The organism is Ruminococcus sp. FC2018, from assembly GCF_000621805.1.
GTDB lineage: Bacteria > Bacillota > Clostridia > Oscillospirales > Ruminococcaceae > Hominimerdicola.
Genome location: NZ_JHXH01000002.1, coordinates 113,647 through 135,269, shown reverse-complemented (window position 1 = coordinate 135,269; position 21,623 = coordinate 113,647). Strand labels below are relative to the sequence as shown.

At 48.7% G+C, this 21,623-nt stretch carries 23 protein-coding genes and 1 tRNA gene; 16 read left to right on the top strand and 8 right to left on the bottom strand.

Translation table 11 applies throughout. From position 1 onward, the window contains the following. Positions 1 to 72 precede the first annotated feature (72 nt). The 6 genes from amrA to T494_RS0101940 all read left to right on the top strand — a co-directional run bounded on the left by amrA (position 73) and on the right by T494_RS0101940 (position 5,718). On the top strand, positions 73 to 1,413 hold the full coding sequence (gene amrA, locus T494_RS0101965; RefSeq protein WP_347490839.1) for an AmmeMemoRadiSam system protein A: 1,341 nt from the start codon (positions 73 to 75) through the stop codon (positions 1,411 to 1,413). A gap of 14 nt (positions 1,414 to 1,427) precedes the next feature. Beyond that, positions 1,428 to 2,288 carry an AmmeMemoRadiSam system radical SAM enzyme gene (amrS, locus tag T494_RS0101960; RefSeq protein ID WP_028504849.1) on the top strand — a complete coding sequence of 287 codons (861 nt, stop codon included), beginning with the start codon at positions 1,428 to 1,430 and terminating at the stop codon, positions 2,286 to 2,288. Positions 2,289 to 2,552: 264 nt separating this feature from the next. Then, positions 2,553 to 3,167 (top strand): hypothetical protein, encoded by a 615-nt coding sequence (locus tag T494_RS0101955; protein ID WP_028504848.1) that lies wholly within the window; start codon positions 2,553 to 2,555, stop codon positions 3,165 to 3,167. Between the two features lie 26 nt (positions 3,168 to 3,193). Then, positions 3,194 to 4,117 (top strand): ATP-binding cassette domain-containing protein, encoded by a 924-nt coding sequence (locus T494_RS0101950; RefSeq protein WP_051539890.1) that lies wholly within the window; start codon positions 3,194 to 3,196, stop codon positions 4,115 to 4,117. Further along, on the top strand, positions 4,110 to 4,982 hold the full coding sequence (locus tag T494_RS0101945; protein ID WP_028504846.1) for an ABC transporter permease: 873 nt from the start codon (positions 4,110 to 4,112) through the stop codon (positions 4,980 to 4,982). Before T494_RS0101950 ends, T494_RS0101945 begins: the two co-directional genes overlap by 8 nt. 82 nt (positions 4,983 to 5,064) lie before the next feature. After that, positions 5,065 to 5,718, top strand: coding sequence for a M15 family metallopeptidase (locus T494_RS0101940; protein WP_028504845.1), 654 nt, complete (start codon positions 5,065 to 5,067; stop codon positions 5,716 to 5,718). Between the two features lie 57 nt (positions 5,719 to 5,775). Here T494_RS0101940 and cls read toward each other — a convergent pair whose 3' ends face one another. From cls to T494_RS0101900, 8 genes are all read right to left on the bottom strand, one after another. Then, positions 5,776 to 7,347 carry a cardiolipin synthase gene (gene cls / locus T494_RS0101935; RefSeq protein ID WP_051539888.1) on the bottom strand — a complete coding sequence of 524 codons (1,572 nt, stop codon included), beginning with the start codon at positions 7,345 to 7,347 and terminating at the stop codon, positions 5,776 to 5,778. Positions 7,348 to 7,487: 140 nt separating this feature from the next. Continuing rightward, the gene (locus T494_RS0101930) at positions 7,488 to 7,739 is read right to left on the bottom strand and encodes a hypothetical protein (RefSeq protein WP_028504843.1); all 252 of its coding nucleotides are present in this window, start codon (positions 7,737 to 7,739) and stop codon (positions 7,488 to 7,490) included. 1 nt (position 7,740) lies between these two features. Beyond that, positions 7,741 to 8,754 carry a hypothetical protein gene (locus tag T494_RS0101925; protein ID WP_155984003.1) on the bottom strand — a complete coding sequence of 338 codons (1,014 nt, stop codon included), beginning with the start codon at positions 8,752 to 8,754 and terminating at the stop codon, positions 7,741 to 7,743. Between the two features lie 53 nt (positions 8,755 to 8,807). Beyond that, positions 8,808 to 9,452, bottom strand: a complete 645-nt coding sequence (locus tag T494_RS0101920; protein ID WP_028504841.1) for a DUF998 domain-containing protein — start codon at positions 9,450 to 9,452, stop codon at positions 8,808 to 8,810. Between the two features lies 1 nt (position 9,453). Then, the gene (locus T494_RS0101915) at positions 9,454 to 10,050 is read right to left on the bottom strand and encodes a TetR/AcrR family transcriptional regulator (protein WP_028504840.1); all 597 of its coding nucleotides are present in this window, start codon (positions 10,048 to 10,050) and stop codon (positions 9,454 to 9,456) included. Positions 10,051 to 10,222: 172 nt separating this feature from the next. Next, positions 10,223 to 10,296: transfer RNA gene (locus tag T494_RS0101910), tRNA-Arg, on the bottom strand. Between the two features lie 115 nt (positions 10,297 to 10,411). Next, positions 10,412 to 11,830 (bottom strand): alanine/glycine:cation symporter family protein, encoded by a 1,419-nt coding sequence (locus tag T494_RS0101905; protein WP_347490837.1) that lies wholly within the window; start codon positions 11,828 to 11,830, stop codon positions 10,412 to 10,414. A gap of 6 nt (positions 11,831 to 11,836) precedes the next feature. Beyond that, complete coding sequence (locus tag T494_RS0101900; RefSeq protein WP_051539886.1) at positions 11,837 to 12,697, bottom strand: YitT family protein; 861 nt, start codon at positions 12,695 to 12,697, stop codon at positions 11,837 to 11,839. Between the two features lie 210 nt (positions 12,698 to 12,907). On the opposite strand from T494_RS0101900, the gene T494_RS0101895 reads away from it, so the two are divergent. From T494_RS0101895 to T494_RS11955, 10 genes are all read left to right on the top strand, one after another. Next, positions 12,908 to 13,975, top strand: a complete 1,068-nt coding sequence (locus tag T494_RS0101895) for a serine hydrolase (protein WP_028504837.1) — start codon at positions 12,908 to 12,910, stop codon at positions 13,973 to 13,975. A 115-nt stretch (positions 13,976 to 14,090) separates the two neighbouring features. Continuing rightward, positions 14,091 to 14,939, top strand: a complete 849-nt coding sequence (locus tag T494_RS0101890; RefSeq protein WP_028504836.1) for a hypothetical protein — start codon at positions 14,091 to 14,093, stop codon at positions 14,937 to 14,939. Between the two features lie 30 nt (positions 14,940 to 14,969). Continuing rightward, positions 14,970 to 15,686 (top strand): hypothetical protein, encoded by a 717-nt coding sequence (locus T494_RS0101885; RefSeq protein WP_028504835.1) that lies wholly within the window; start codon positions 14,970 to 14,972, stop codon positions 15,684 to 15,686. Between the two features lie 23 nt (positions 15,687 to 15,709). Further along, positions 15,710 to 16,300: an HAD family phosphatase gene (locus tag T494_RS0101880; protein WP_028504834.1), complete on the top strand. Its 591-nt coding sequence runs from the start codon at positions 15,710 to 15,712 to the stop codon at positions 16,298 to 16,300. A gap of 162 nt (positions 16,301 to 16,462) precedes the next feature. Then, positions 16,463 to 16,888, top strand: a complete 426-nt coding sequence (locus T494_RS0101875; RefSeq protein WP_037343632.1) for a helix-turn-helix domain-containing protein — start codon at positions 16,463 to 16,465, stop codon at positions 16,886 to 16,888. A 4-nt stretch (positions 16,889 to 16,892) separates the two neighbouring features. Further along, positions 16,893 to 17,621 (top strand): ABC transporter ATP-binding protein, encoded by a 729-nt coding sequence (locus T494_RS0101870; RefSeq protein WP_028504832.1) that lies wholly within the window; start codon positions 16,893 to 16,895, stop codon positions 17,619 to 17,621. After that, positions 17,621 to 18,391 (top strand): ABC transporter permease, encoded by a 771-nt coding sequence (locus T494_RS0101865; RefSeq protein ID WP_028504831.1) that lies wholly within the window; start codon positions 17,621 to 17,623, stop codon positions 18,389 to 18,391. Before T494_RS0101870 ends, T494_RS0101865 begins: the two co-directional genes overlap by 1 nt. A 133-nt stretch (positions 18,392 to 18,524) precedes the next feature. Continuing rightward, positions 18,525 to 19,883 (top strand): transglutaminase-like domain-containing protein, encoded by a 1,359-nt coding sequence (locus T494_RS13255; RefSeq protein ID WP_051539883.1) that lies wholly within the window; start codon positions 18,525 to 18,527, stop codon positions 19,881 to 19,883. An 8-nt stretch (positions 19,884 to 19,891) separates the two neighbouring features. Beyond that, positions 19,892 to 20,272, top strand: a complete 381-nt coding sequence (locus T494_RS13250) for a hypothetical protein (protein WP_051539881.1) — start codon at positions 19,892 to 19,894, stop codon at positions 20,270 to 20,272. Continuing rightward, a complete protein-coding gene (locus tag T494_RS11955; RefSeq protein WP_051539878.1) occupies positions 20,269 to 21,300 on the top strand; it encodes an acyltransferase family protein in 1,032 nt (343 codons plus the stop codon). The genes T494_RS13250 and T494_RS11955 overlap by 4 nt, the downstream gene beginning before the upstream one ends. Positions 21,301 to 21,623: the final 323 nt, after the last annotated feature.

Below are 21,623 nucleotides of genomic sequence, written 5' to 3'. Positions count from 1 at the left end.
ACAATTTTTGCAAGCACAAAGTTTTTGGCAGGAAAACCCGTTGACGCAGGATGGAGGGATGTGTTATAATCGTTGCAGAAAAAAACGAAGGGAGTGCTGCTCATGGCTATACTTGCAGCTTTTATCGTTCCTCACCCGCCTCTCATTGTGTCGCAGGTAGGAAACGGCAGAGAAAAACAGGTACAAAAGACCATAGATTCCTACATCAGCGCAGCAAAGCAGATCGCAGCTCTGAAGCCGGACACCATTATTATATCAAGCCCTCACGCAACGATGTACAGCGATTATTTCCACATTTCCCGGGGCGACGGTGCAAAGGGCTCTTTTGCGGACTTTGGCGCTGCACAGGTGTGCTTTGACGAACAGTACGACACCCGGCTGGCTATGCTGACGGCGCAGCTTGCCGCAGATGAGGGCTTCCCTGCGGGACTGACCGAAAGAGGCAGCGGAGAGCTTGACCACGGAACAATGGTACCTTTATATTTTATCCGCCAGCAATACAGCGGTTTCAGGCTTTTGCGTGTGGGGCTGTCATGGCTGCCGCTAAGGGAGCATTTCCGCTTCGGGCAGATTATCCGCAGGGCTGTGGACACGCTTGGACGGCGGGTGGTATACGTGGCAAGCGGCGACCTTTCCCACAAGCTTCAGACCTACGGTCCTTACGGCTTTGCTCCGCAGGGTCCGGAGTATGACAGGCAGCTGATAGATGTGTGCTCCAGGGGGGCTTTGGATGAGCTGCTTGAGTTTGACGAGGATATGTGCGAGCAGGCGGCAGAGTGCGGTCACAGGTCGTTCGTTATCATGTCGGGTGTTCTGGACGGCGATAAAGTCAAAGCCACCGTATATTCCCACGAGGACGTGACCGGCGTGGGCTACGGAGTATGCTCCTTCTATCCCACAGGGCAGGACCCTTATGTTGCCCTTGCAAGGAAAACGGTGGAGCAGTACGTTAAAAGCGGCACAAAGCCCGGTGTGACAGATGATATACCCCAGGAGATGAAAGCTGCCCGAGGGGGCGCATTCGTTTCCATACACAAGCAGGGGCAGCTGCGGGGCTGCATAGGAACTATTGCCGCCACCCAGCCAAGCCTTGCTGAGGAGATAATCTCAAACGCTGTGAGCGCAGCCGTCTGTGACCCCAGGTTTGACCCCATAACGCCCGATGAGCTTGAAGCTCTGGAAATCAACGTTGACGTTCTGGGAGAGCCGGAGCTTATAGATTCCCCGTCAAAGCTTGATGTGAAACGCTACGGGGTGATCGTTTCCTGCGGTATGCGCCGTGGTCTGCTTCTGCCGGATCTTGAAGGCGTTGACAGCGTACAGCAGCAGATAGCCATTACCATGGCAAAGGGCGGGATAACGCAGGGGGAGAACATAACTCTGCACCGCTTTGAGGTGGTAAGGCACAGGTAAAGGAGGGGGCAGATTTGGCAATATGTGAGGTCTGTTTCAGACATTGCAGCCTTGAGCCGGGGCAGGTGGGCTTTTGCGGCGCACGGATAGGCAGCGGCAGTAAGGTCACAGCTAAAAACTACGGCGTGGTGTCGGCTGTTGCCCTTGATCCCATAGAGAAAAAGCCGCTTAACAGGTTCTTCCCCGGTTCAATGATCCTTTCCGTGGGCAGCTGCGGGTGCAATATGCGGTGCAGATTCTGTCAGAACTACGAAATATCATGGTCACAGCAGGCTATGGATCATGCCGGGAGATGGGGCAGCCTGACTCCGGGGGAGCTTGTACAGCTGGCAGAGGGATATAAAGACCGGGGCAACATAGGTGTCGCTTTCACCTACAACGAGCCTTTGGTGGGGTATGAATTTGTAAGGGACACTGCACGGCTTGTAAAGCAGGCAGGAATGAAAACGGTGCTGGTCACCAACGGCTGCGCAGAGGAAAAGATACTCGAGCAGCTTTCGGGGCACATCGACGCTATGAACATCGATCTTAAATGCTTTAACCGTCAAACCTACAAAGAGCAGCTGGGGGGCGATCTGGAAACGGTGAAGCGTTTTATCGCAGGGGCAGTTAAATTCTGCCACGTTGAGCTGACTACTCTTGTTGTGCCGGGGATAAGCGATGACCCACGAGAGCTTGACGCAATGACCGATTGGATCGCTTCTCTTGAAGATGCACAGTCAAGGAATGTGGGGGCAGACATACCCTTGCATCTCAACAGATTTTTCCCACGGTTCAAAATGACGGACTGCCGGGCAACGGACATAGGGGTGCTGAAAGCTCTGGCGGATCGGGCTGCAAAAAAGCTGAAGTATGTGTATACAGGCAACTGCTGAGATCGGAACAAAGGTTACAGCTTAAACGTTTTCTGTAGCTTAAGCTACAATTTCCACGGAGTATGCAGCTTAAACAACACTTTTAGGCATAATTGTCGGTTGCAAATGCATTGGATATATGCTATTATATGTATGCAATAAGTAAAAACAAAAAACATAAAACAAACACATTTTTATTTGTCTTTAAAATATGATTGACAACATGCAATAAAAAGTGTAAAATATAAGTGTCTTAATGACTAGTTTAACGTGGAGGTAATTTAAATGGGTAAATTTATTGCAAACAAAGAAAACAAAACACTGGGACTGGCACTGCGTATCTGTCTTATCGTAACATGGGTGATGAGTAACATCAGCATATTTGTTATGGCTACAGGACTGAAAAACATTGAAACAGACGGTTTAAATGAGGACAACATGGGTGTGAGAGTTATCAAGATCCTCGGTGATTTCGGTGACAAGACCACACTTTACTATGTTACATTCGTTATGCTGATCGCTTGTCTGATCCTCGCAGTGGTTTCAAAATACAAGACAAAGACGGTATCTTACGTTTTCAAGATCATCTTCCTTCTCTTCTCCATCTCCACCATGGCAGGCGGATTTGAGTTTCTGTCGGCTCTGCGCTCCTGCAAGGGTCTGTCTGCTCTTTCCGCAACAGGCACAAGCAAAGAGGCTGTTGCAACAGCCCTCAGCTCCGCAGGCTTCAGCGGCAACGCAGCAGACACTGCGAACATCCTTACTTCCAAGGAGCAGGTAGGCAACGCTCTGGGCGGTTACCTTATTCCCCTGCTTGTACTGTTCGTTATCATGATAACATCTATCCACTGCCTCGTTAAGAAAAAGGACCCTAACCAAAAGGGCGGCAGCGAGGAATAATCCACAACAATTCGGAGGTAATGCAAATGTCATACATAATGCAGACCCAGAACCTGACAAAGACCTACGGCAAAAAGGACGCCGCAAAGGATATCAACATCAATATCCGTGAGGGCGAGATCTACGGTCTTATCGGGCGAAACGGCGCAGGAAAAACCACTATCATGCGAATGATAAGCGGTCTTTCAAACCCCACCAGCGGCACATACTCGCTGTTTGGCAAGACGGGTTCTGAGATGAGGAAAATGATGAACAAGGTGGGCGTACTTATCGAGCACCCGGGTCTTTACCCCAAGCGCAGTGCAAGGGAGAATCTGAAGATCAAGTGCATGGCAATGGGCGTTGACTATAAAAAGGATAACTACCTTGACAACCTGCTGAAAATCGTAGGACTTGAAAACGTATCCGATAAAAAAGGCGCAGGGGAGTATTCACTCGGTATGCGGCAAAGGCTGGGCATCGCCCTCGCCCTCGTCGGAGAACCGTCAATGATAATCCTTGACGAGCCTATCAACGGACTCGACCCGCAGGGAATCGTTGAGGTAAGACATACCCTCGCACAGCTGCGTGACGAAAAGGGCATCACCATAATGATATCCAGCCATATCCTTGAGGAGCTTGCAAAGCTCGCAGATTCCTACGGCATAATCCACGAGGGAAAGCTGATAGAGCAGTTTACAAATGACGAGCTTATGTCACGCTGCGGCCAGTTCGTGGCAATAAAAACGCCCGATAACGACGGCGCAATAAAGGCACTTTCGGGCATAGGCATAACGCAGACCAATATTGACGATGACGGAGTGCTGCGTGTCGGTGAAAGACTCGAAGACAGTGACAAAATGGCAGCGGCTATCGTAAAAGCTGATGTTCCCCTCAAGGAGCTCTATGTCAACAGCGTATCTCTTGAGGACTACTATCTCAGTCTTACAGGAGGTGAGCATAATGGGTAACGTTATCAGAATGGACCTTTACAGACTCGTTAAATCAATGTCGTTCAAGGTCTGTCTCATTATCGTGTTCTTTATGAATCTGATCGAAGGACCGCTCGGAAAGATAATGTTCAACCTCGGCAAAAAGCTTGCAGAGCAGAATGAAGATCCCGAAAAGGCTCTTGCACAGCTGGGTGAATGGGACAACACCTTCCACTTCGGCAATGTCCTCGCAGACCAGCTCGGTATGGTATGTACCGCAGTTTTCCTGCTTTGCATCGTGTGGTTCTGCTATGCTGATATCCAGCACGGCTACATCAAGAATATCGCAGGTCAGCTTCCCAGCAGAGGTCACACCATAATCTCCAAATTCGTAGTGATCCAGTTCACAACGCTGCTGTTCTATGCAGTTACTGTTATCGGCAACACCATAGGTCAGCTGCTGGTCGGCAGACATATAGTGTTCGATATGAGTGTCGCAGGAGATTTTGATGAGGAGACTCTGACCAGAGCCGAGGAAAAGATATTCGGCATGGGGTCTGTGCTCGCTGAATTTGCGATAAAATGGATACTGCTCACGGGACTTTGCGCATTGGTGCTGCTGCTTACCACAGCGATCGGCTCAAATGTCGCAGGTACGATAGTTGCGATCCTGTGCGGAGCCGGCTTTACAGGACTTGCTTATACGGGCATCTCCGCAGGTATTAACAAGCTGTTTAAGTTCAAAAAGGATTTCGAGCTTTCAGATTATATGCCAGACAGCCTCTACCGTACGAACCTCAACGACGAGGGCTGTATGCTGCGAGCGCTGATAGTCGGCATAATCACAGTAGTTGTTCTGCTGTATTTCACAACAAAGCTGTATAACAAAAAAGATATCAAGTAAAATGTGTTTGTCATGACCACCGTCTGCTGTTTAATAAGCGGACGGTGGCTTATGCTTTCTGTAAGTAACCGGGAGGTGTGGTATGAAAAATATAAAGGACACCCTTATGGACCCTTCGGGATTTGTGGTGCTGGGGGAATATATCCCCGGGATAGTGCAGGAGATCCGCTACTATTGCACATATAACTTTATAGGCGAGCGTATCGACGGCTACGAGGAACCATGCGCACTTCTCACCATTGAGGCGGCAAGGGCTCTCAAAGCTGTGAGCAGCGAGCTGTTTGTGCGGGGATACCGTCTGAAGGTATTTGATGCATACCGCCCTGCCTGCGCAGTAAAGCAATTTGTCCTGTGGGGGCTTGAGGATCAGGATATACGTATGAAGCCTTATTTTTACCCTGAGCTGGAAAAGCAGGAGCTGTTTATAAAGGGGTATATCGCAGGAAAGTCCAGCCACAGCAGAGGAAGTGCGGTGGACGTTACGCTGTTTGACATGAAAACAGGCAAAGAGGTGGACATGGGCAGTCCATTTGATCTTTTCAGCCCTGTGTCACACCCGGACTGCAAGGAGGTTACCCAGGAGCAATACGAAAACCGAATGGTCCTTCGATCGGCAATGGTGCGGGGGGGATTTGAACCCATAAACTGCGAATGGTGGCATTTTATGCTCAAGGATGAGCCTTATCCCGACACTTATTATGAGTTCCCTGTGTCGGCTTCATATCTGAAAAAATAACAACAAAAAAAATCGTCTGTGCTTTTCAACACAGGCGATTTTAGTTTTATTTCATTTTTACATCAGCGGAGCAAACAGCTTCAGTATCCTGCCCCGTATCTTTGTGCCCAGCTTTTCATCCGCTATGGTCTTTAAGGTCACCTTACGGCATTTGAGCAAAGTGCGCTGGAAATCCTCCTCTATCTCTTTTATACACGCTGTGCGGTACAGATAGGTGGCACATTCAAAATGGTGATAAAGGCTGCGGTAATCCAGATTTATCGTTCCCACCACAGCCTTCCGGTTATCGCTGACAAAGACCTTTGCGTGGACAAAGCCCGGTGTATACTCATATATCTTTACACCTGCCTTGGTCAGGGATCTATAGTGGGTCTTTGCAAGGGCATAGGCGGATTTTTTATCAGGTATGCCCGGAAGGATTATCTTTACCTCAACGCCTCGCTTTGCGGCATAGGTCAGGGCGTTTTCAAGCTCGTTATCAAGGATAAGATAAGGGGTCATTATATGGATATAGCTGATGGAGCGGTTGATGATGTCCATATAAACGCTCTCCCCCACCTTTTCATCGTCAAGGGGGTTATCGCAATAGGGCATAACAAAGCCGTCTGTTCTTTTTGACGGGAAAGATATACTGCACTCGTCCCACCCGGGCTGTGCTTCGGTCATGTTCCACATCTGCAAAAACATAAGGGTAAAGCTCTGCACCGCTTCGCCCTTGAGCATTATTGCGGTATCCTTCCAGTGTCCGAATCGCTCCACACGGTTGATATATTCGTCCGCCAGGTTCACGCCCCCGTTGAAGGCTACCTTGCCGTCGATAACAAGTATCTTGCGGTGGTCACGGTAGTTGTAGGACGTGGACACAAAGGGTCTTATCCGTGAAAACGCCTTGCACTTTATACCGTGCTGCTGCATCAGCTTGGGATAGTTATGTGTCAGGGTGGATATTTCGCACATCCCGTCGTACATTACACGCACGTCTACCCCGTGGGCAGCCTTATCTATAAGGATATTAAGGATATTGCCCCACATAAGTCCTTCGTCTATTATAAAGTATTCAAGGAAGATAAACTTTTCCGCAGCTTTAAGCTGTGGCAGCATGGCATTGTACTTATCCTCACCCAGGGGGAAGAAGGTGACCTCTGTATTCTCATAAATGGGAAATCTTCCCGAGCGGTTAAGGTAAAAGCACAGGTCGGCTGTTCCCGAGTCGATAAGCTCCTGTTTGATTATAGTATAAGAGTTCTGACTTATGAGCTTTCGTGAGCCTTTTACCAGTTCGTTCAGCCTGCGCTTTTCCTTTCTGTGCCCCACGTCCAGCTGTGTAAACAGCAAAAACAGTGCGGCGGGAACGGGAAAGAACAGAAACAGTCCGCTCCAGGTCAGCTTTGCACTTGAATCCATATCCGTATTGAACAGATACACGAACATCACGATGAGAAATACGGTCATAAAAAGCGCAAGGATCCGAAATCTTATAGCATACTCGGAGATCACAAGCACCAGTGCCAACTGTATAAAAATAAGCAGGATAAAAAAGCCCACACGGCTGAACAGCAGCTTTTTCAGCCCATGCTTTCTTTTGGGTATGAGCCTTATAAGGCTTGGCGATTCTTTGATTTGATCCATATACGTTCCTCTTTATTTCAGTTTGTTTCCAACGCTTTGATTATAACACATATTTTCGCTTTTGTCATCCGGTCTTTAAAAAAGTTCTTATAGGGCAATTTGCAGCAAGCGGTGCGCCTTGTTTTTTGCTTTCGGGCTATTTAATCTATGGGGTACACAGGCAGCTCGAGGGCACTTTGGGTATCCTCGGTACGGTGTGTTTGCGCCTGTGATATATCTGCGCCTTGCACATCAGCTTCCTCACGGGTGCTGTTATGACCTTTGCTTTCCACGGCGGTGCTTTCAGCTTGCTCCGTGTCACGGGAGCTTGACGAGCTGCTTTTACCGCATCCGCAGAGCATCAGCGCACACACTGCCATAAGCACAAGACCTTTTTTTATTCTTCTTTTCATATCATTTCCCTTTTATCTTTTCAAGCATAAAATCTCCAAGGCTCTTGCCCTGGTCGTCCGGATCAAAGTCAACGTCCTTTGCATGGTTTTTCATATCCCCCTGAGGCAGATAGTCGTAGGCTGAATTGTGTATCTCCCACTCATCTGCCATATCCTCCGCAGTCCGGTAGGATACCATATCACGTCCGTGGATCTTATGCAGCGTTAAAAGCCGGTCACAGATCATTATCATATCCGATCTGCTGCGTATAAGATAAGAGTCATATATCCTCCAGTTCTCCTTGCCGTCGATGCGGTAGGAAAACTCGGCTTTAAACTGCTGTGCGTTATACTCAAAGGTATAGTTTCTGCCCTGTCCGTCGGTATCTTTGATATCAATGCTGTCTGCTTTTGAGCCGTCAAGGAGCATACGGCGGTAATTTTCCTTTGCATTTTCGTATTTCTCACGGGCGTGGTCATTTTCCTGCGGGCTGCTTTTAACGTAGGTATCCAGGGCGTCTGCAAGCTCCTTCAACGCCTTGCGTGCCCGGCTGTCGCCTTTGACTTTGACGATATAATCAATTACGCTGAAGGAGGCTTTATCGCTCTCAAAGCGTTTCTCTCCGTCTGATCTGTAAAGTGCACATATGCCATTATCATCATTTGCCCGAAGGGTTATCCTTTGGGATCCCTGCTGCGCAGAGACAGAGTAGGAAAGCTTATAGCACCCCTTATTCCCGCCGTTTTCCACAGGTCTCAGATCTTTTGCCGACACAGTTATCTTACCCTGCGGACCGTCAAGGTCAAAGCTTGTTACACTGCTTTGACTGTCCATTTCAATGAAAAAGTCGACGCCGATATTCCCCGTAAGTGTGAGCGATACCCCTTTTACGGTGCATTTGCCTGTGCTCTGTGCGCTTGCGGAGATCCCCGAAGCTGCACACAGCCACAGCATTACGACGGCGATCACCTTTGAAAACAGTATTTTCAAAGCGTTTCTCCTTCCCTGTCCGATCGTTTGGGTATATTTTATCATGCCTGCGCTGTGTTGTCAACAAAAAGAGCCTGCCCGGGGCAAGCTCTTTTATTTTACTGCTCGGTATTTTTCCCATTAAAGCCTTTGAAAAGGCATACACCCAGAAAGGCTGTAAATCCCACTGCGGCAAACACACTGAATCTCTCCGCAACGCCGAAATACGCTTTGGGGACAGCCTTTGTACCTACTGCACCCGCAAACATCATTGCAAGTGCGGCTGTTGCGCCAAGGGCAAGGCTGCGGTATCTTTTGTCCTTATATCCGCCAACCATTATGACGATCAGCGATGCGATGGAAAGCATCACCACGGCAGAGGTCACAACATAAACGTGCATGAAATCACGGAAGGTGCCTGCATATCCGCTGTCAGACAGAGGGAACATAGCATACCCTATCCCGGAGATCCAGCTCATTGCCGTAAACAGGTAGATACCTATGCGCAGCGGTTTGTTCAGCTTATCTTTTATGAAGATGCAAACTGCCATAAGGCAGACGAGGGTACATTTATTATACGGCGCACTAAGCGTATCCCACAGCATTTTCGAGGGTGCGTTCTGTGCGCTCAGGTCGCTCACCGCCTGCTCCAGGCGGTTATAGCCGGGATAGGCAAGGGGTGTAAAGACCACCGCAGCGGTGTAAGACAAAAACGCTATCACCCCCAGCAGTCCCATATAATTAACAAGTGTTTTCCTGTTCATTTCATTGCCCCCCCAACTGTTTACACAACCAGTGTATATAATCCTGTATCATTGTGCTGTCAAACTTTTCACCGCAGCTGCGGCAGTCAAGCTTATGATCCAGCATAGAATGGATCGTCATTGCAAAAGACACTGCTGCTGTATCTATATTGTCGTCGGAGATCTTCCTATGTGTGGCAAGGGCATAGAACAGCGACTTGGTTGCTGCGATCATTTTATTTGTTTCCTCGGTGATTATCCTTGCTGCCACAGGGTCGATAGGTCTTTGAGAGTAGATAAACCTATAAAATTTCTGCATTCTTTCGTCGCTGTTGAGCTTGACGTAATTGTTCACCGCCAGCATCAGCACCTCGTATGCGCTTTTATCCCTGACCAGGGCACTTATATCAATATCCCCGGGTGAAAGCTGATTTTTTGCATTTTCCCTGAGATACACATACATCTGGGATATCATTTCCTCTTTTGAGTCAAAATGATTATACAGCGATGCTTTGCGTATACCTGCTTTTTCGGCGATCTGCGCCATTGAAACATTGCCCAGTCCTTTTTCCGAGGCAAGGTCAAGGGCTGCAATTATTATTTCTTCCTTCTTATCCAACTTTGCGCCTCCTCTTTTATAAATGCCGCTTACTACCGTTCGGTATTTATTATACTACCAATCGGTAGTTTTGTCAAGGGCTTGGGGGGACATTTTTTTACGGCACAACAAAAAAACCGTTCCCGACTTCTGTCAGAAACGGTTTTCGCCGCAACTACGGCATGGTATTCAGTGCGCCGGAAGGGACTCGAACCCCCGACCTACTGGTTCGTAGCCAGTTACTCTATCCAGCTGAGCTACCGGCGCATTTTCAACTCATATATTATACCACGGTTATCCCACATTGTCAAGCCTTTTTTCTTCTTTTACCGGGCAGCCTTACGGCACACGCTCCCTCCAAAAGGCTCATGCCCCACAGCGGTCATTTCCAATAACTCAGCTTTGACTCGTCAAGTCCTATATCCTTTGCGGCAAAATGCGGGTCCTTACCTGCTTTCTTCTGCTTTTCATAATCCTTCAGCGCCTTTATCACCTGCCCCGACAGCATCAGACAGCAGGGTATATTTATCAGCGTCATAAAGCCCATGGTTATATCCGCCACGGTCCATGCAAATTCCATTTTCATAAGTGCGCCGCCGAAGATGACTGCCACGCAAAAAGCATAGAACACTCCCATGAACTTTTTAGAGGGCTCTTTTTTGCCGTTAAGATAAATAAGCGCATTATCCACATAATACAGGTTGCCAAGAAGGGTGGTAAAGGCAAACAGCACCATTGACACGGTTATAAAGACAGGTCCCCCTTTTTCGGAAAAGGTGGAGATGGCATTTTGCACATATAATGCCCCGGAGACCTTATCGTTATACTCCACCCCTGTGCTGAGGCACATAAAGGCTGTTGCGGTACAAAGAAGAATGGTGTCGATATACACCGATACTGTCTGCACCAGTCCCTGCTTTACGGGGTGGGAGACGTTTGCAGACGCAGAAGCATTAGGCGCAGATCCCACACCTGCCTCGTTGGAATACAGTCCTCTTTTGATACCAAGGACCATACAGCTCCCCGAGAAGCCGCCAAGTATGGAACGAAAATCAAAGGCATCCTCAAAGATGACCGCAAACATATGGGGTATATTTGAATAGTTGCTGATAATAATAATTACCGAAACCAGCACGTACGCTACGCCCATTACGGGGACTATCTTCTCGCTTAGCCTGATTATTCTCTTTCCGCCGCCCATAAGACAGAAGGCTGTCAGTACGGCAAGCATCAGACCGATGATAACGGGAGTTACCTTGGGGTCGTAGAATCTGTAGATCTCAAAGGATGACTGGAGATTAAAGGAGCACAGAAGATTAAATCCGAAGGCGTATGTAGCGATAAGGAAAATGCAGAAAAGCACCGATACCACAGGCTTGCCCAGGGCTTGTTCGATATAATAGGCGGGACCGCCGTAGCAATTCCCGTCCTTTCCTTTTCGCTTATAGATCTGCGCAAGGGTACTTTCAACAAACGCAGAGGACGCTCCGATAATGCACATCAGCCACATCCAGAAGCAGGCACCCGGTCCGCCGATACAGATAGCGGTGGAGACTCCCACGATGTTTCCCGTACCCACTCGTGAAGCGGTGGAAACTATCAGAGCCTGGAAGGATGACACGCCTTTTGTTCCCTTTGGTTTTTCCCTTATTAGCCGGCAGGATTCCTTGAACATACGCAGCTGCACAAAGCCTGTTCTTACGGAAAAGTAAAGACCTGCTGCACCAAGGACGACTATCAGCACGGGATAATACATAAAGTCATCTATTTTATTCAGCAGGGACATTATTTTATCAAGCAAGCTCTGTCAATCCTCCTTTGGCTGGAAAAAGTTGCCCAGCAGTTTTTGTGTCTTTACTTCGTTTATGAATGCTCCCTTGTCCACCTCTCTCACCGCTTTGATGACCTTTTTGGACTGGGCGGCGGAAACGACGGAGTAGACAACGTTCCTTTCACAATGCTCGTAAGAGCCTTCACCCTCAAGTATAGTCGCTCCGTGGGTGGTAAGCTCGTATACCGCTGCGCAGACTTCATTGGGCTTATTGGTAACGATAAACAAGGTGCTTTGCTGGAACTTTTTATAAAGCAGCCGCATCACCGCTGTGCAGGTATACTGGAAGATAATAGAGTACAGTGCTTTGTCCCAGCCGAAGATAAAACCTGCGATACACAGGATAAAGGCATTGAATCCCAGTATAATGTTGAACGAATCCATGCCGCTTTTCTCGGAGAGAAAAACAGAGATAAAATCCGTTCCTCCGGAAGTTGCTCCCACATTAAGACAAAGACATATCGCAGCACCGTTTATTATTCCGCCAAAGACAGAGATAAGAAGTATATCCTCGGTGACAGCATAGGTGGGTATAAGGTCGGTAAAAATACTGCTGAGAAGTATCATCAGACATGAATACAATGTGAAGTTCCTGCCGATAAACTTAAAGCCGATATACACGGGTATGGCGTTAAGGGCTATATTCACCACGCTGAAGGGAACATTTATTCCGAAGGCAGACTTGAAAAGCCTGGTGAGCAGAATGGTAAGTCCCGATACGCCTCCCGGGTAAAGTCCCCCGGTGGCAACAAAGGTCTTATAGTTTACTGCCATTATAAACGCAGCTATGCTCACCACAGGAATGACGATATAGGGCTTTTTCCATTTTTCTTTCACCCGAAGCACCTCCGTTTGTGTATACTGTTCCGATTTGTTCAACACCGCAATTACAGGTTATCAACAAGTATAACACATAATCCCCATGATTTCAACCACAAATAGTTTGTGTCAGTTACGGTTATTTTATAATCCGGGGGCGATTGACTTTTTTTGAAAGCTATTATATAATATAAACAGCGTATTTCGACAGGAAAGGAGGGGGGCACCGTGAAAGAACTGCCGGATTGGGAAGAGTATGAAAGCTCGGATAAGCAGGATGATTTTGAGGATTTCATGCCCGACAGCGACAAAAACAGCCTCAAGCCCTTTTATATCGTTGTTGCTGTTTTCATGGCGGCTGTGATCCTTATGGTGATCTTTATGGCTATCGACAAGTCGGGCGACGAATCGGAACCGAAGCCTGCTTCCGCCGTTTCATCCTCCTCGGAAAGCACCCCGGAACAGTCCTCCTCAACAGCACAGCAGCAGGACAGCAGCGAAGAAGAATCCAGCTACCCTGTAAAGGACAGATCCGAGCCGGAGCAGCTGGGCAACCTTGGCAACCTTAAAGAGGCGATAGAGGCTAAGTTTGAAACCTATACGGGAGAATGGTCCGCTTATGTCAAGGACCTGCGCACAGGCGACTGGTTCGCCATCAACGACAAGCAATTCTACCCTGCCAGCGTTATCAAGCTGTTTGCGATGGGTGCCTGCTACCAGCAGATAGAGGAAGGAAGAATGGACGAGCAGACCTACTACCCCACCATTGTGAGCATGGCAGCTTACAGCAACAACAGCTCCTTCAACAAAATGGTGCGCACCATGGGGACAACTTATATCAACCGCTGGTGCGCTTCAATGGGATACAGCCACACCTTCCAGTATCACGGGCTGGAGCCTTCGGACAATGCAGAGGGACTTACCACCTCGGACAAGCCAAATGCCACCTGCTCCAGCGACGTTGGGCATATGCTTGAGGACATTTACCGAGGCAACTGCGTTTCCAAAGAGGCATCGGAAAAGATGTACGAGATACTCAAGCAGCAGTACTACACCGAAAAGATACCCCATGGCATACCATACAGCCCCAACACCGTTATCGCCAACAAGACAGGCGACACCACAGACCAGTCACACGATGCCGCTATCGTTTCCACGCCAAACTCCGATTATATTCTGGTGGTGCTTAGCGAGGAGGAAAATCTGGCAAGCAAGCACGGTATGCACTTTATCGAGCTTTCTTCTCTCACATACAGCTATTTCAACGGCACACAGGGCACAGTCCCAACTTATTGACAGCACCGGATAAACACAGCCGCCGGCATTGAAATGCGGGCGGTTTTTTGTTGTTGACGAAACAGCGGTGTTGTGATATACTGTACTTGCCAATATAAAAATAGGGGGGAACAAAATGAAAAAGCCATACAAGGTGATCTTACTGCTCGGTTTGCTGTCGGTGCTGTTTCTGACAGCCTGCCATATGTCCAAAGACGCAGTAAGCCTCAAAAACGAAAGCAGCCTGAAAAAATATGCCAAGGAAAACTGTCCCGACTGCACTTTTGTGCGGTATGAAAAAGAGCAGTACAAGCATACTGCATACTTTACCGATGATAAGTGCGGCTTTGAGTTCCCCGTTTCCAGCGAGGTGACCACAGTACACTTTGACGGCTCAAAGGCAGGCTACGAGGAGAAAACTGTAAACGGCTGGGGCTTTGCATATTACAACTATGTGCTTGACTGCGTACAAGACGGAGCCGACAAGATATGCAAAGAATATGCTATGACCTATGAAAGAGAAAAATATATGCCACAGCGCGTGCTTATTCGGCTCAAAAGCGACAAGCCTTATGAGGAGCTGAAAGACGGTTTGACCAAACTCGGAGAACTGATACGCAAAGCAGATGTATGTGAAAAATTCACAGAATTTGATATGCGAGTTGAACCCGCCTCGGAGAAGTACGGAACATTCTATGCTTTCTACCGCTTCAAAGACGGCAAAACGGGCGAGCGAGAACTGTGGCAGGCATACCGCTTTATGGACTTCGCCGAAAATCAGCTGGGCGTAAAGTGCATTTATGAGCGCACCGAGGAGATGGTCACAAGAGATATACCCGGCATCACAAAGCTTCAGAATTACAGCGAAAAGACCGGTCACATAAAGAAAAAGGTGTACTATTTTACCACCGAAAACGGCGAAAAGAAGTTTATCGCCGACTACTATGAAAAGTACAAAACTTACTATATAGGTGACGTTGGGTAACAAAATACTGCGCAAAGAGAGGTGAGGCGCATGGAGACATTGCTGATAATACTTTTTGCGGTGCTGGTGCTGTATTATCTGTACGGTACATACGTTTCCGCTGTCGCTTTGCGCCGCAAGCACCTTAAAATGGCTCTGCGCTGCGCCTGTCTGTTAAGGGTGCTGTCTTTCCTGGTGGTGGTTTCGGCTGCGGGGCTTTATGTGGCTGTGCACGTTAAAAAGGAGATAATAACCTACTCGTACAAAAACGGAGTTATTATAGAGAGCAGCTCCTACGGCAATTTTGACACGGTGTTTTTCATTATGTTCATTGTGGCTATCCTGCTTATAGCTGCCTCAATGGTGCTTGACAGCGCAGGTGCAACGGCAGCAAGAAGCCGTGGAAGAAACCTGCTGGTATCGCTTATAATGTGCGTTACGGTATTTATCATCGGACTTATTATCATCGTTACAAATTATCAGAGCAAGCTGGGGGACAAATACGACCCGAAATTCTACCGCTACGACTCCCCCGACAAGGGACACAGCATAGTTATCTGTGAACGGTCAAGAGGTTCCGACGGGTACGCAGATGTCTTTCAGATAAAGGATCAGCGTGCGGTGAAAATAGGTGAGTTCACCACGCAGGACGGTCTGAGAAACGAGGGCAGGTACAAGCTTAAATGGACAAAGGACGGTGTGGAGGTAACATACCTGCACAAGGGTACTCTGCGCAAGACCGCCAACATAAAATTTGCGGTACTTTAACCGCTTATCTTAGAGGAGAAAAAATGAACGTTATTTTTGACATAGGAAAGGTGCTTATTGACTTTGACTTTGAAGGCTTTGTACACAGGGTACTTGGGGATGAAGCTGCTGCACAGGCGGTCATCGACGCCATGTGGAACAGCGGCGACTGGAACGAGCTTGACCGGGGAGTGCTTTCGGACGAGGAGGTGCTTTTGCGGTTCATCGACCATGCGCCACAGTACGAGAAGGAGATAAGACTGGTATTTTCCAAGATAGCTCAATGTCCCGGAAAACGGCAGAGCACCATACCTATCATACAGGCTCTGAAAGCCGGGGGACACAAGGTATATTTCCTTTCAAACTATTTTTATTTTCTTATGCACACCGCTCCCGAGGCTCTGGATTTTACCCGATATATGGACGGAGGCATTTTTTCATGCACTGTAAAAATGACAAAGCCGGATGCACAGATATACAGGCTGCTTTGTGACAGATACGGTCTTGTGCCGTCGGAGTGCGTTTTTATAGATGACACTCCGAGAAACGTGGAGGCAGCCAAAGCTCTGGGAATGAGAGGGATACACTACACGGGACAGGATATGGATACCCTTTTAAAGCAGATACTCGGATAGCTCAAAGCCCCTTACACGGGGCTTTTTTATTTTGTGGTAAAATGCTTTCCCGGATAACATTTTACCACAATGCTACAAATCATAACATTGATGTATAAAAAGATATGTTGACTTAACATTTTAGGTGCTGTATACTAAATACGAAAACAAGGGGGGCTGTATATGAGCAATATTGATTTTTCAAGACTTAAAAGATACCGCACCCAAAGCGGATTGACCCAGGAGGAGCTTGCGGAAAAGGTGGGGGTCTCACGCCAGGCGGTGGCAAAGTGGGAACGGGGAGAATCTGTACCCGACATTGACAGCTGCATGAAGCTGGCGGACATATACGGAACGACAGTGGATATGCTGGTGCGCAGCTTCGGAAAGCAGGAGCACACAGGGGACGGAAAGCATATTTTCGGACTTTCCCGTGTAAACTCAAAGGGACAGGTCACCCTGCCTTCAAGCTGCCGCAAGGTTTTTGATATAAAGCCCGGAGACGTTATGCTGGTCCTGGGGGACGAGGAAAAGGGCGGTATCGCCATGGTAAAAATGGGCGGATTCATGGACGACCTGGAAAAGCTCATACACAAGGATAAGGAGTGATAATATGCTTGCTGTTCAGACAAAGGGACTTACTAAAAAATACAAGGATCTGACTGCGGTTGACAGTCTTGACCTGGAGGTGGAGCAGGGGGAGCTGTTCTCGCTGCTTGGGGTGAACGGTGCAGGCAAGACCACCACCATAAGAATGCTGTGCTGCCTTGCGAAAGCCACCTCGGGTGAGGCTTGGGTAATGGGTAAAAACTGTGACAGCGACAAGACGGCGGTAAAGTCCATGATCGGCATTTCGCCCCAGGACACTGCCGTTGCCGAGAGGCTCACGGTAAGGGAGAACCTTTTATTCATGTGCCGTGTGTACGGCTTTGACAAGCAAAAAAGCCGGGACCGCACAGCTGAGCTTATTGACACATTCGGTATGCAAAAGGTTGCGGACAGCCGTGCAAAGACCCTCTCGGGGGGCTGGAAAAGAAAGCTGTCCATAGCTATGGCACTTATAGGTGAGCCACAGGTGCTGTTCCTTGACGAGCCGACCCTTGGACTTGACGTGCTGGCAAGGCGTGAGCTATGGCGTGAGATACAGTCCCTCAAGGGCAAGCTGACCATAATACTCACCACCCATTACATGGAGGAAGCCCAGCAGCTCTCCGACCGCATCGGAATAATGATAGAGGGCAGGCTCGCTGCGCTGGGCACACTTTCAGAGTTAGAAAAACAAACGGGCACTACGGGACTTGAAAACGCATTTGTAGCCATCGCAGAAGGGGGTGCGCAGTAATGAAAAGAGCCTTTGCTTTTACAGGCAGAAACATCAGGGAGCTTTTGCGTGACCCTCTGGGGTACATCTTCTGTCTGGGGTTTCCGCTGATAATGCTTATCATTATGACGATCGTTGACCGCAGCATTCCGCCAAAGGCAAATATGACGGTTTTCCACATTGAAAACCTTGCGCCGGGGGTTGCAGTCTTCGGGCAGATGTTTATTATGCTGTTCACGGCTCTGAACGTTTCCACCGACCGCTCGGGCACGTTCCTTATGCGGCTTTACGCAACACCAATGACTGCATCTGATCTCACCGCAGGCTACATTATCCCTATGCTTATCATCTCAATGGTACAGGCAGCAATCACATTTACAGTTGCTTTTATTATCTCTGTCATTGTGGGAAGCGGGCTGAATATCGGCGGCATATTTATTTGCATGATAACGCTTATCCCATCGGCGCTGATGTTTATCGGTTTCGGGCTGATATTCGGTGTGCTGTTCAACGAAAAATCCGCCCCGGGGCTTTGCTCGATAATCATATCACTTGGCTCGTTCTTCGGCGGCATCTGGTTCGATGCCCAGGGCACAGGCGGTGTGATGCTGAAAATAAGCAAATGTACTCCGTTTTTCTACTGTACCAAATCCGCAAGGGCAGCTATGGCACTTGACTTTGGTGCAGACAGCTTTATGATACCCCTTGCAATAGTTGTTCTGTGCGCTGTGGTGCTTATGTCGCTTAGCTGCTTTGCGTTCTCAAAGAAAATGCGCACTGACCTGGGGTAAGATATCAAAACATATCGGGCTGGAGCTGTAAAAGGCTCTTGCCCGATTTTTCCTGTTGTGTGTATTTGACATAGTGTCGAAAAAGTGGTATAATTGTTTTGTTATTACAATTAAATGGAAAAAGGGTGATAAAATGAAAAGGCTGTTTCTTATAGGGCTGCTTTGTGCAGCTGCCGCTCTTACCGCCTGCGGCTCAACAGAAACAGAGGATAACGATAGCTTCGAGGTAGTTACCACTACCACCTCGGGCACTACCACAACGACAACCACATATGCCACAACAACCACTAAGACTACAACGACCACTAAGGCGACCACCACAAAAAAAGCTACCACCACCGAGAAGCTGGCTCCCCCTCCCGGCAACGACCCGGGCAAGGGATACGGTCAGGCATTTGAGCTTAACGGCGGCGCTGTTACCACAAGGGCTACCACAAGAGCCACCACAAAGGTGACTACCAAGGCTACTACAAAAGCTGCGGATGTTGAACTCAAGCCAAGTGTGAGGATAGACCAGCTGTTCTCAGGTCTGAGAGACAGGGCAGCCGAGGCAGCCGAGGCGGCTAAAAAAGCTCAGCAGGCACAGCAGCAGGCACAGCAGGACAGCAGCAATGCCGACCAGAGCAAGGCTGACGAAAGCAAGGCTGAGGACGATAAGTCCCAGGACAGCAGCTCTGCAGAGCCTGCTCCGGAGCCCACTCCACAGCCTGCGCCGGAAAAGGCTTATCCGAAGGAGTACGTTGCCACAAGCTTTGCAGACTTCAAGGGATATATGTCCTACCACTACCAGCAGGCAATAGTTGAAAAATATCTTGCGATATACCCTGAGAGCTTCTTTAAGTCCAAGGTGCTTGCCCTGAATACTGTTGCCCAGGCGGCAGGAAGGACCTGTGAGCTGGCATTCAGGAAAGCTTCCTGTGCTCCCGGCAGCAAGGTGACTACCATTGACATTGACAGAAACGAGCTGCCCAATGCAGAAAAGGTAAGCTCCACCAACCTGATACAGGCTGCATTTGACAGGTCACAGTATCAGCAGTATGCAAGCGGCGGAGTTAAATGGCGTTTCACATTCAAAAAATACTACAAGTACCCTCTGGCGGCAGCAAAGCTGGACCAGGTGGGCTGGGACCTTAAAAAGGCTTTCCAGGCATCATGTATCAAATATTACAGGGATATGCCAAAGGACGCTGACCACACAACAGAGTGGTATGCAAACTACGCATTTACAAACAACAAGGGCAACTGCTACGCCATGGCGGCAATGTTCTGCGAAATGGCAAGAACCCTTGGATACAAGTGCGAACAGATCTCCGGAAAGGTACCGCTGAGAATAGGCGGCTACGGTCCTCACTCCTGGGTGGAGATAACCGTGGGCGGTAAGGTATATGTTTGCGACCCGGATTTCCAGGCAGAAACAGGACTCAACGGTTACCTTATAAACTACGGACAGAAATGGACATGGAGATACGAAAAGACAAAGGTAATGAGCTAAGGAAAGGGATGTTTGAATTGAAAAGGATAATTATTGCAGCTGCTTTTGCGGCACTGCTTCTCACCGGCTGCGGAGGGGACAGCTCAAGTTCAAAGTCGGAAAGTTCGTCCGCAAAGGACAGCTCATCGCAGACGGAAACTACCGCCACCACCTCCGAGACAACTACGACCACAACTACTGCTGCTACGGAGGAAACGACAACGACCACCACTACCACCGAAGCGACCACGACCACCGCACAGGAGACACAGAAGCCTGCGCCTGCCGTAGCTACAACGACTAAGGCGAAAACCACCACGACAACCACGACTACCACAGCTGCAACTACGGCTGCGACCACGGCAGACCCGGACGAGGGCTGCATCGGCGGCGGAGGGCTGTTTAATTGAAGCAGAGGATAATCTATTTCAGCAGGATAAAAGCCATTGCCTGCGCTGCGGTGGTGTTTCTGCACACCTTTTATGCGGCTGCGGCCTTTTCAAAGACCAAAGGCGATATGGCTGCCATGCTCACGGTCAGAAATCTGATGATGTGGGCGGTCCCATGTTTTGTTATGGTAAGCGGTGCTCTGCTGCTTGACAAAAACAGAGAGCTGACTTACAAAAAACTATTCGGCAGGCTTATTTTGCGGATGGCAATAGCGCTTGTGGTTTTCTCGGTGCTGTTTTCCTGCTTTGACGGGTTGCTTGTAACAAAAGACTTTGGTGCAAAATCCTTTACCCAGGGCTTGCGGCAGGTGCTTTACGGCGGCGGCTGGAAGCATATGTGGTATCTTTACCTTATGATAGCGCTTTATCTTCTTTTGCCCGCTTACAAGCTTATAACAAGATCGGCACAGTCAAAGGACATTATTTACATCCTTGCGGTGTACACAGTTTTCCTGTCTGTACTGCCGACCATTGAGGGGCTGACGGGGAAAGACCTTGCGTTTTACATCTGCACAGCCAGCGTATACCCCTTATACCTGTTTCTGGGGTATGCGATACACAACGGGATCATCAGGCTCAATGTGCCCCTTTGCGTGATCCTTACCCTTGCGGGCGCAGCGGCAGTGACCGGACTTAGCATCTGGTCGGCAGGCGGAAACAGTGCTCCCAAAGTAAACGCATTGCTGGGCAACTATTCATTCATTGTTACAGTGCTGTTTTCGGCAGGTGTATTCGGACTTGTGAAGCTGACGGAAAACAAGCCTGTGAAGATCATCGACATGATAGCCGCCGAGCTTGAAAAGTGCTCCTTCGGCATTTATCTTATTCACATGGCTGCGCTGAAGCTGGTGTTTGTGGTATGGAAGGTGGATCCTTTCGCAAGCGGCGGCGCACTTACCGTAACGGGCATTTCCATAGGGGTACTTATAGCATCATACATCATTGTACGGCTTTTGAAGTTTATACCCTACGTGAACAAGATCATATGATAATAAAAACTCCCACCGTCAAGCCGCAAGCGGCTTGAGGAAAAACAGTTTAAGACTTTTCAAAGGGGACGCCCTCTCTTGCAGGGCGTCCCCTCTTTCAAAACAGTCCACCGGACTGTTTTGAAATTCATCCCTTGCGGAGCGCACGCTGTATGGGGATTTCGCTGTCTGCGGACAGCGACGATGGCTCTGCCCTCGACCCGCAAGCTTTTTTTACGAGAAAGAAGGCTCCGAGAATGGCTTTGCCATTCTCTTGGGAGTAACCGTGGTAACGGTTACTCTGGGATCAAAAAACCTGTTTTATCCTTGGCAGGTCTTAAATA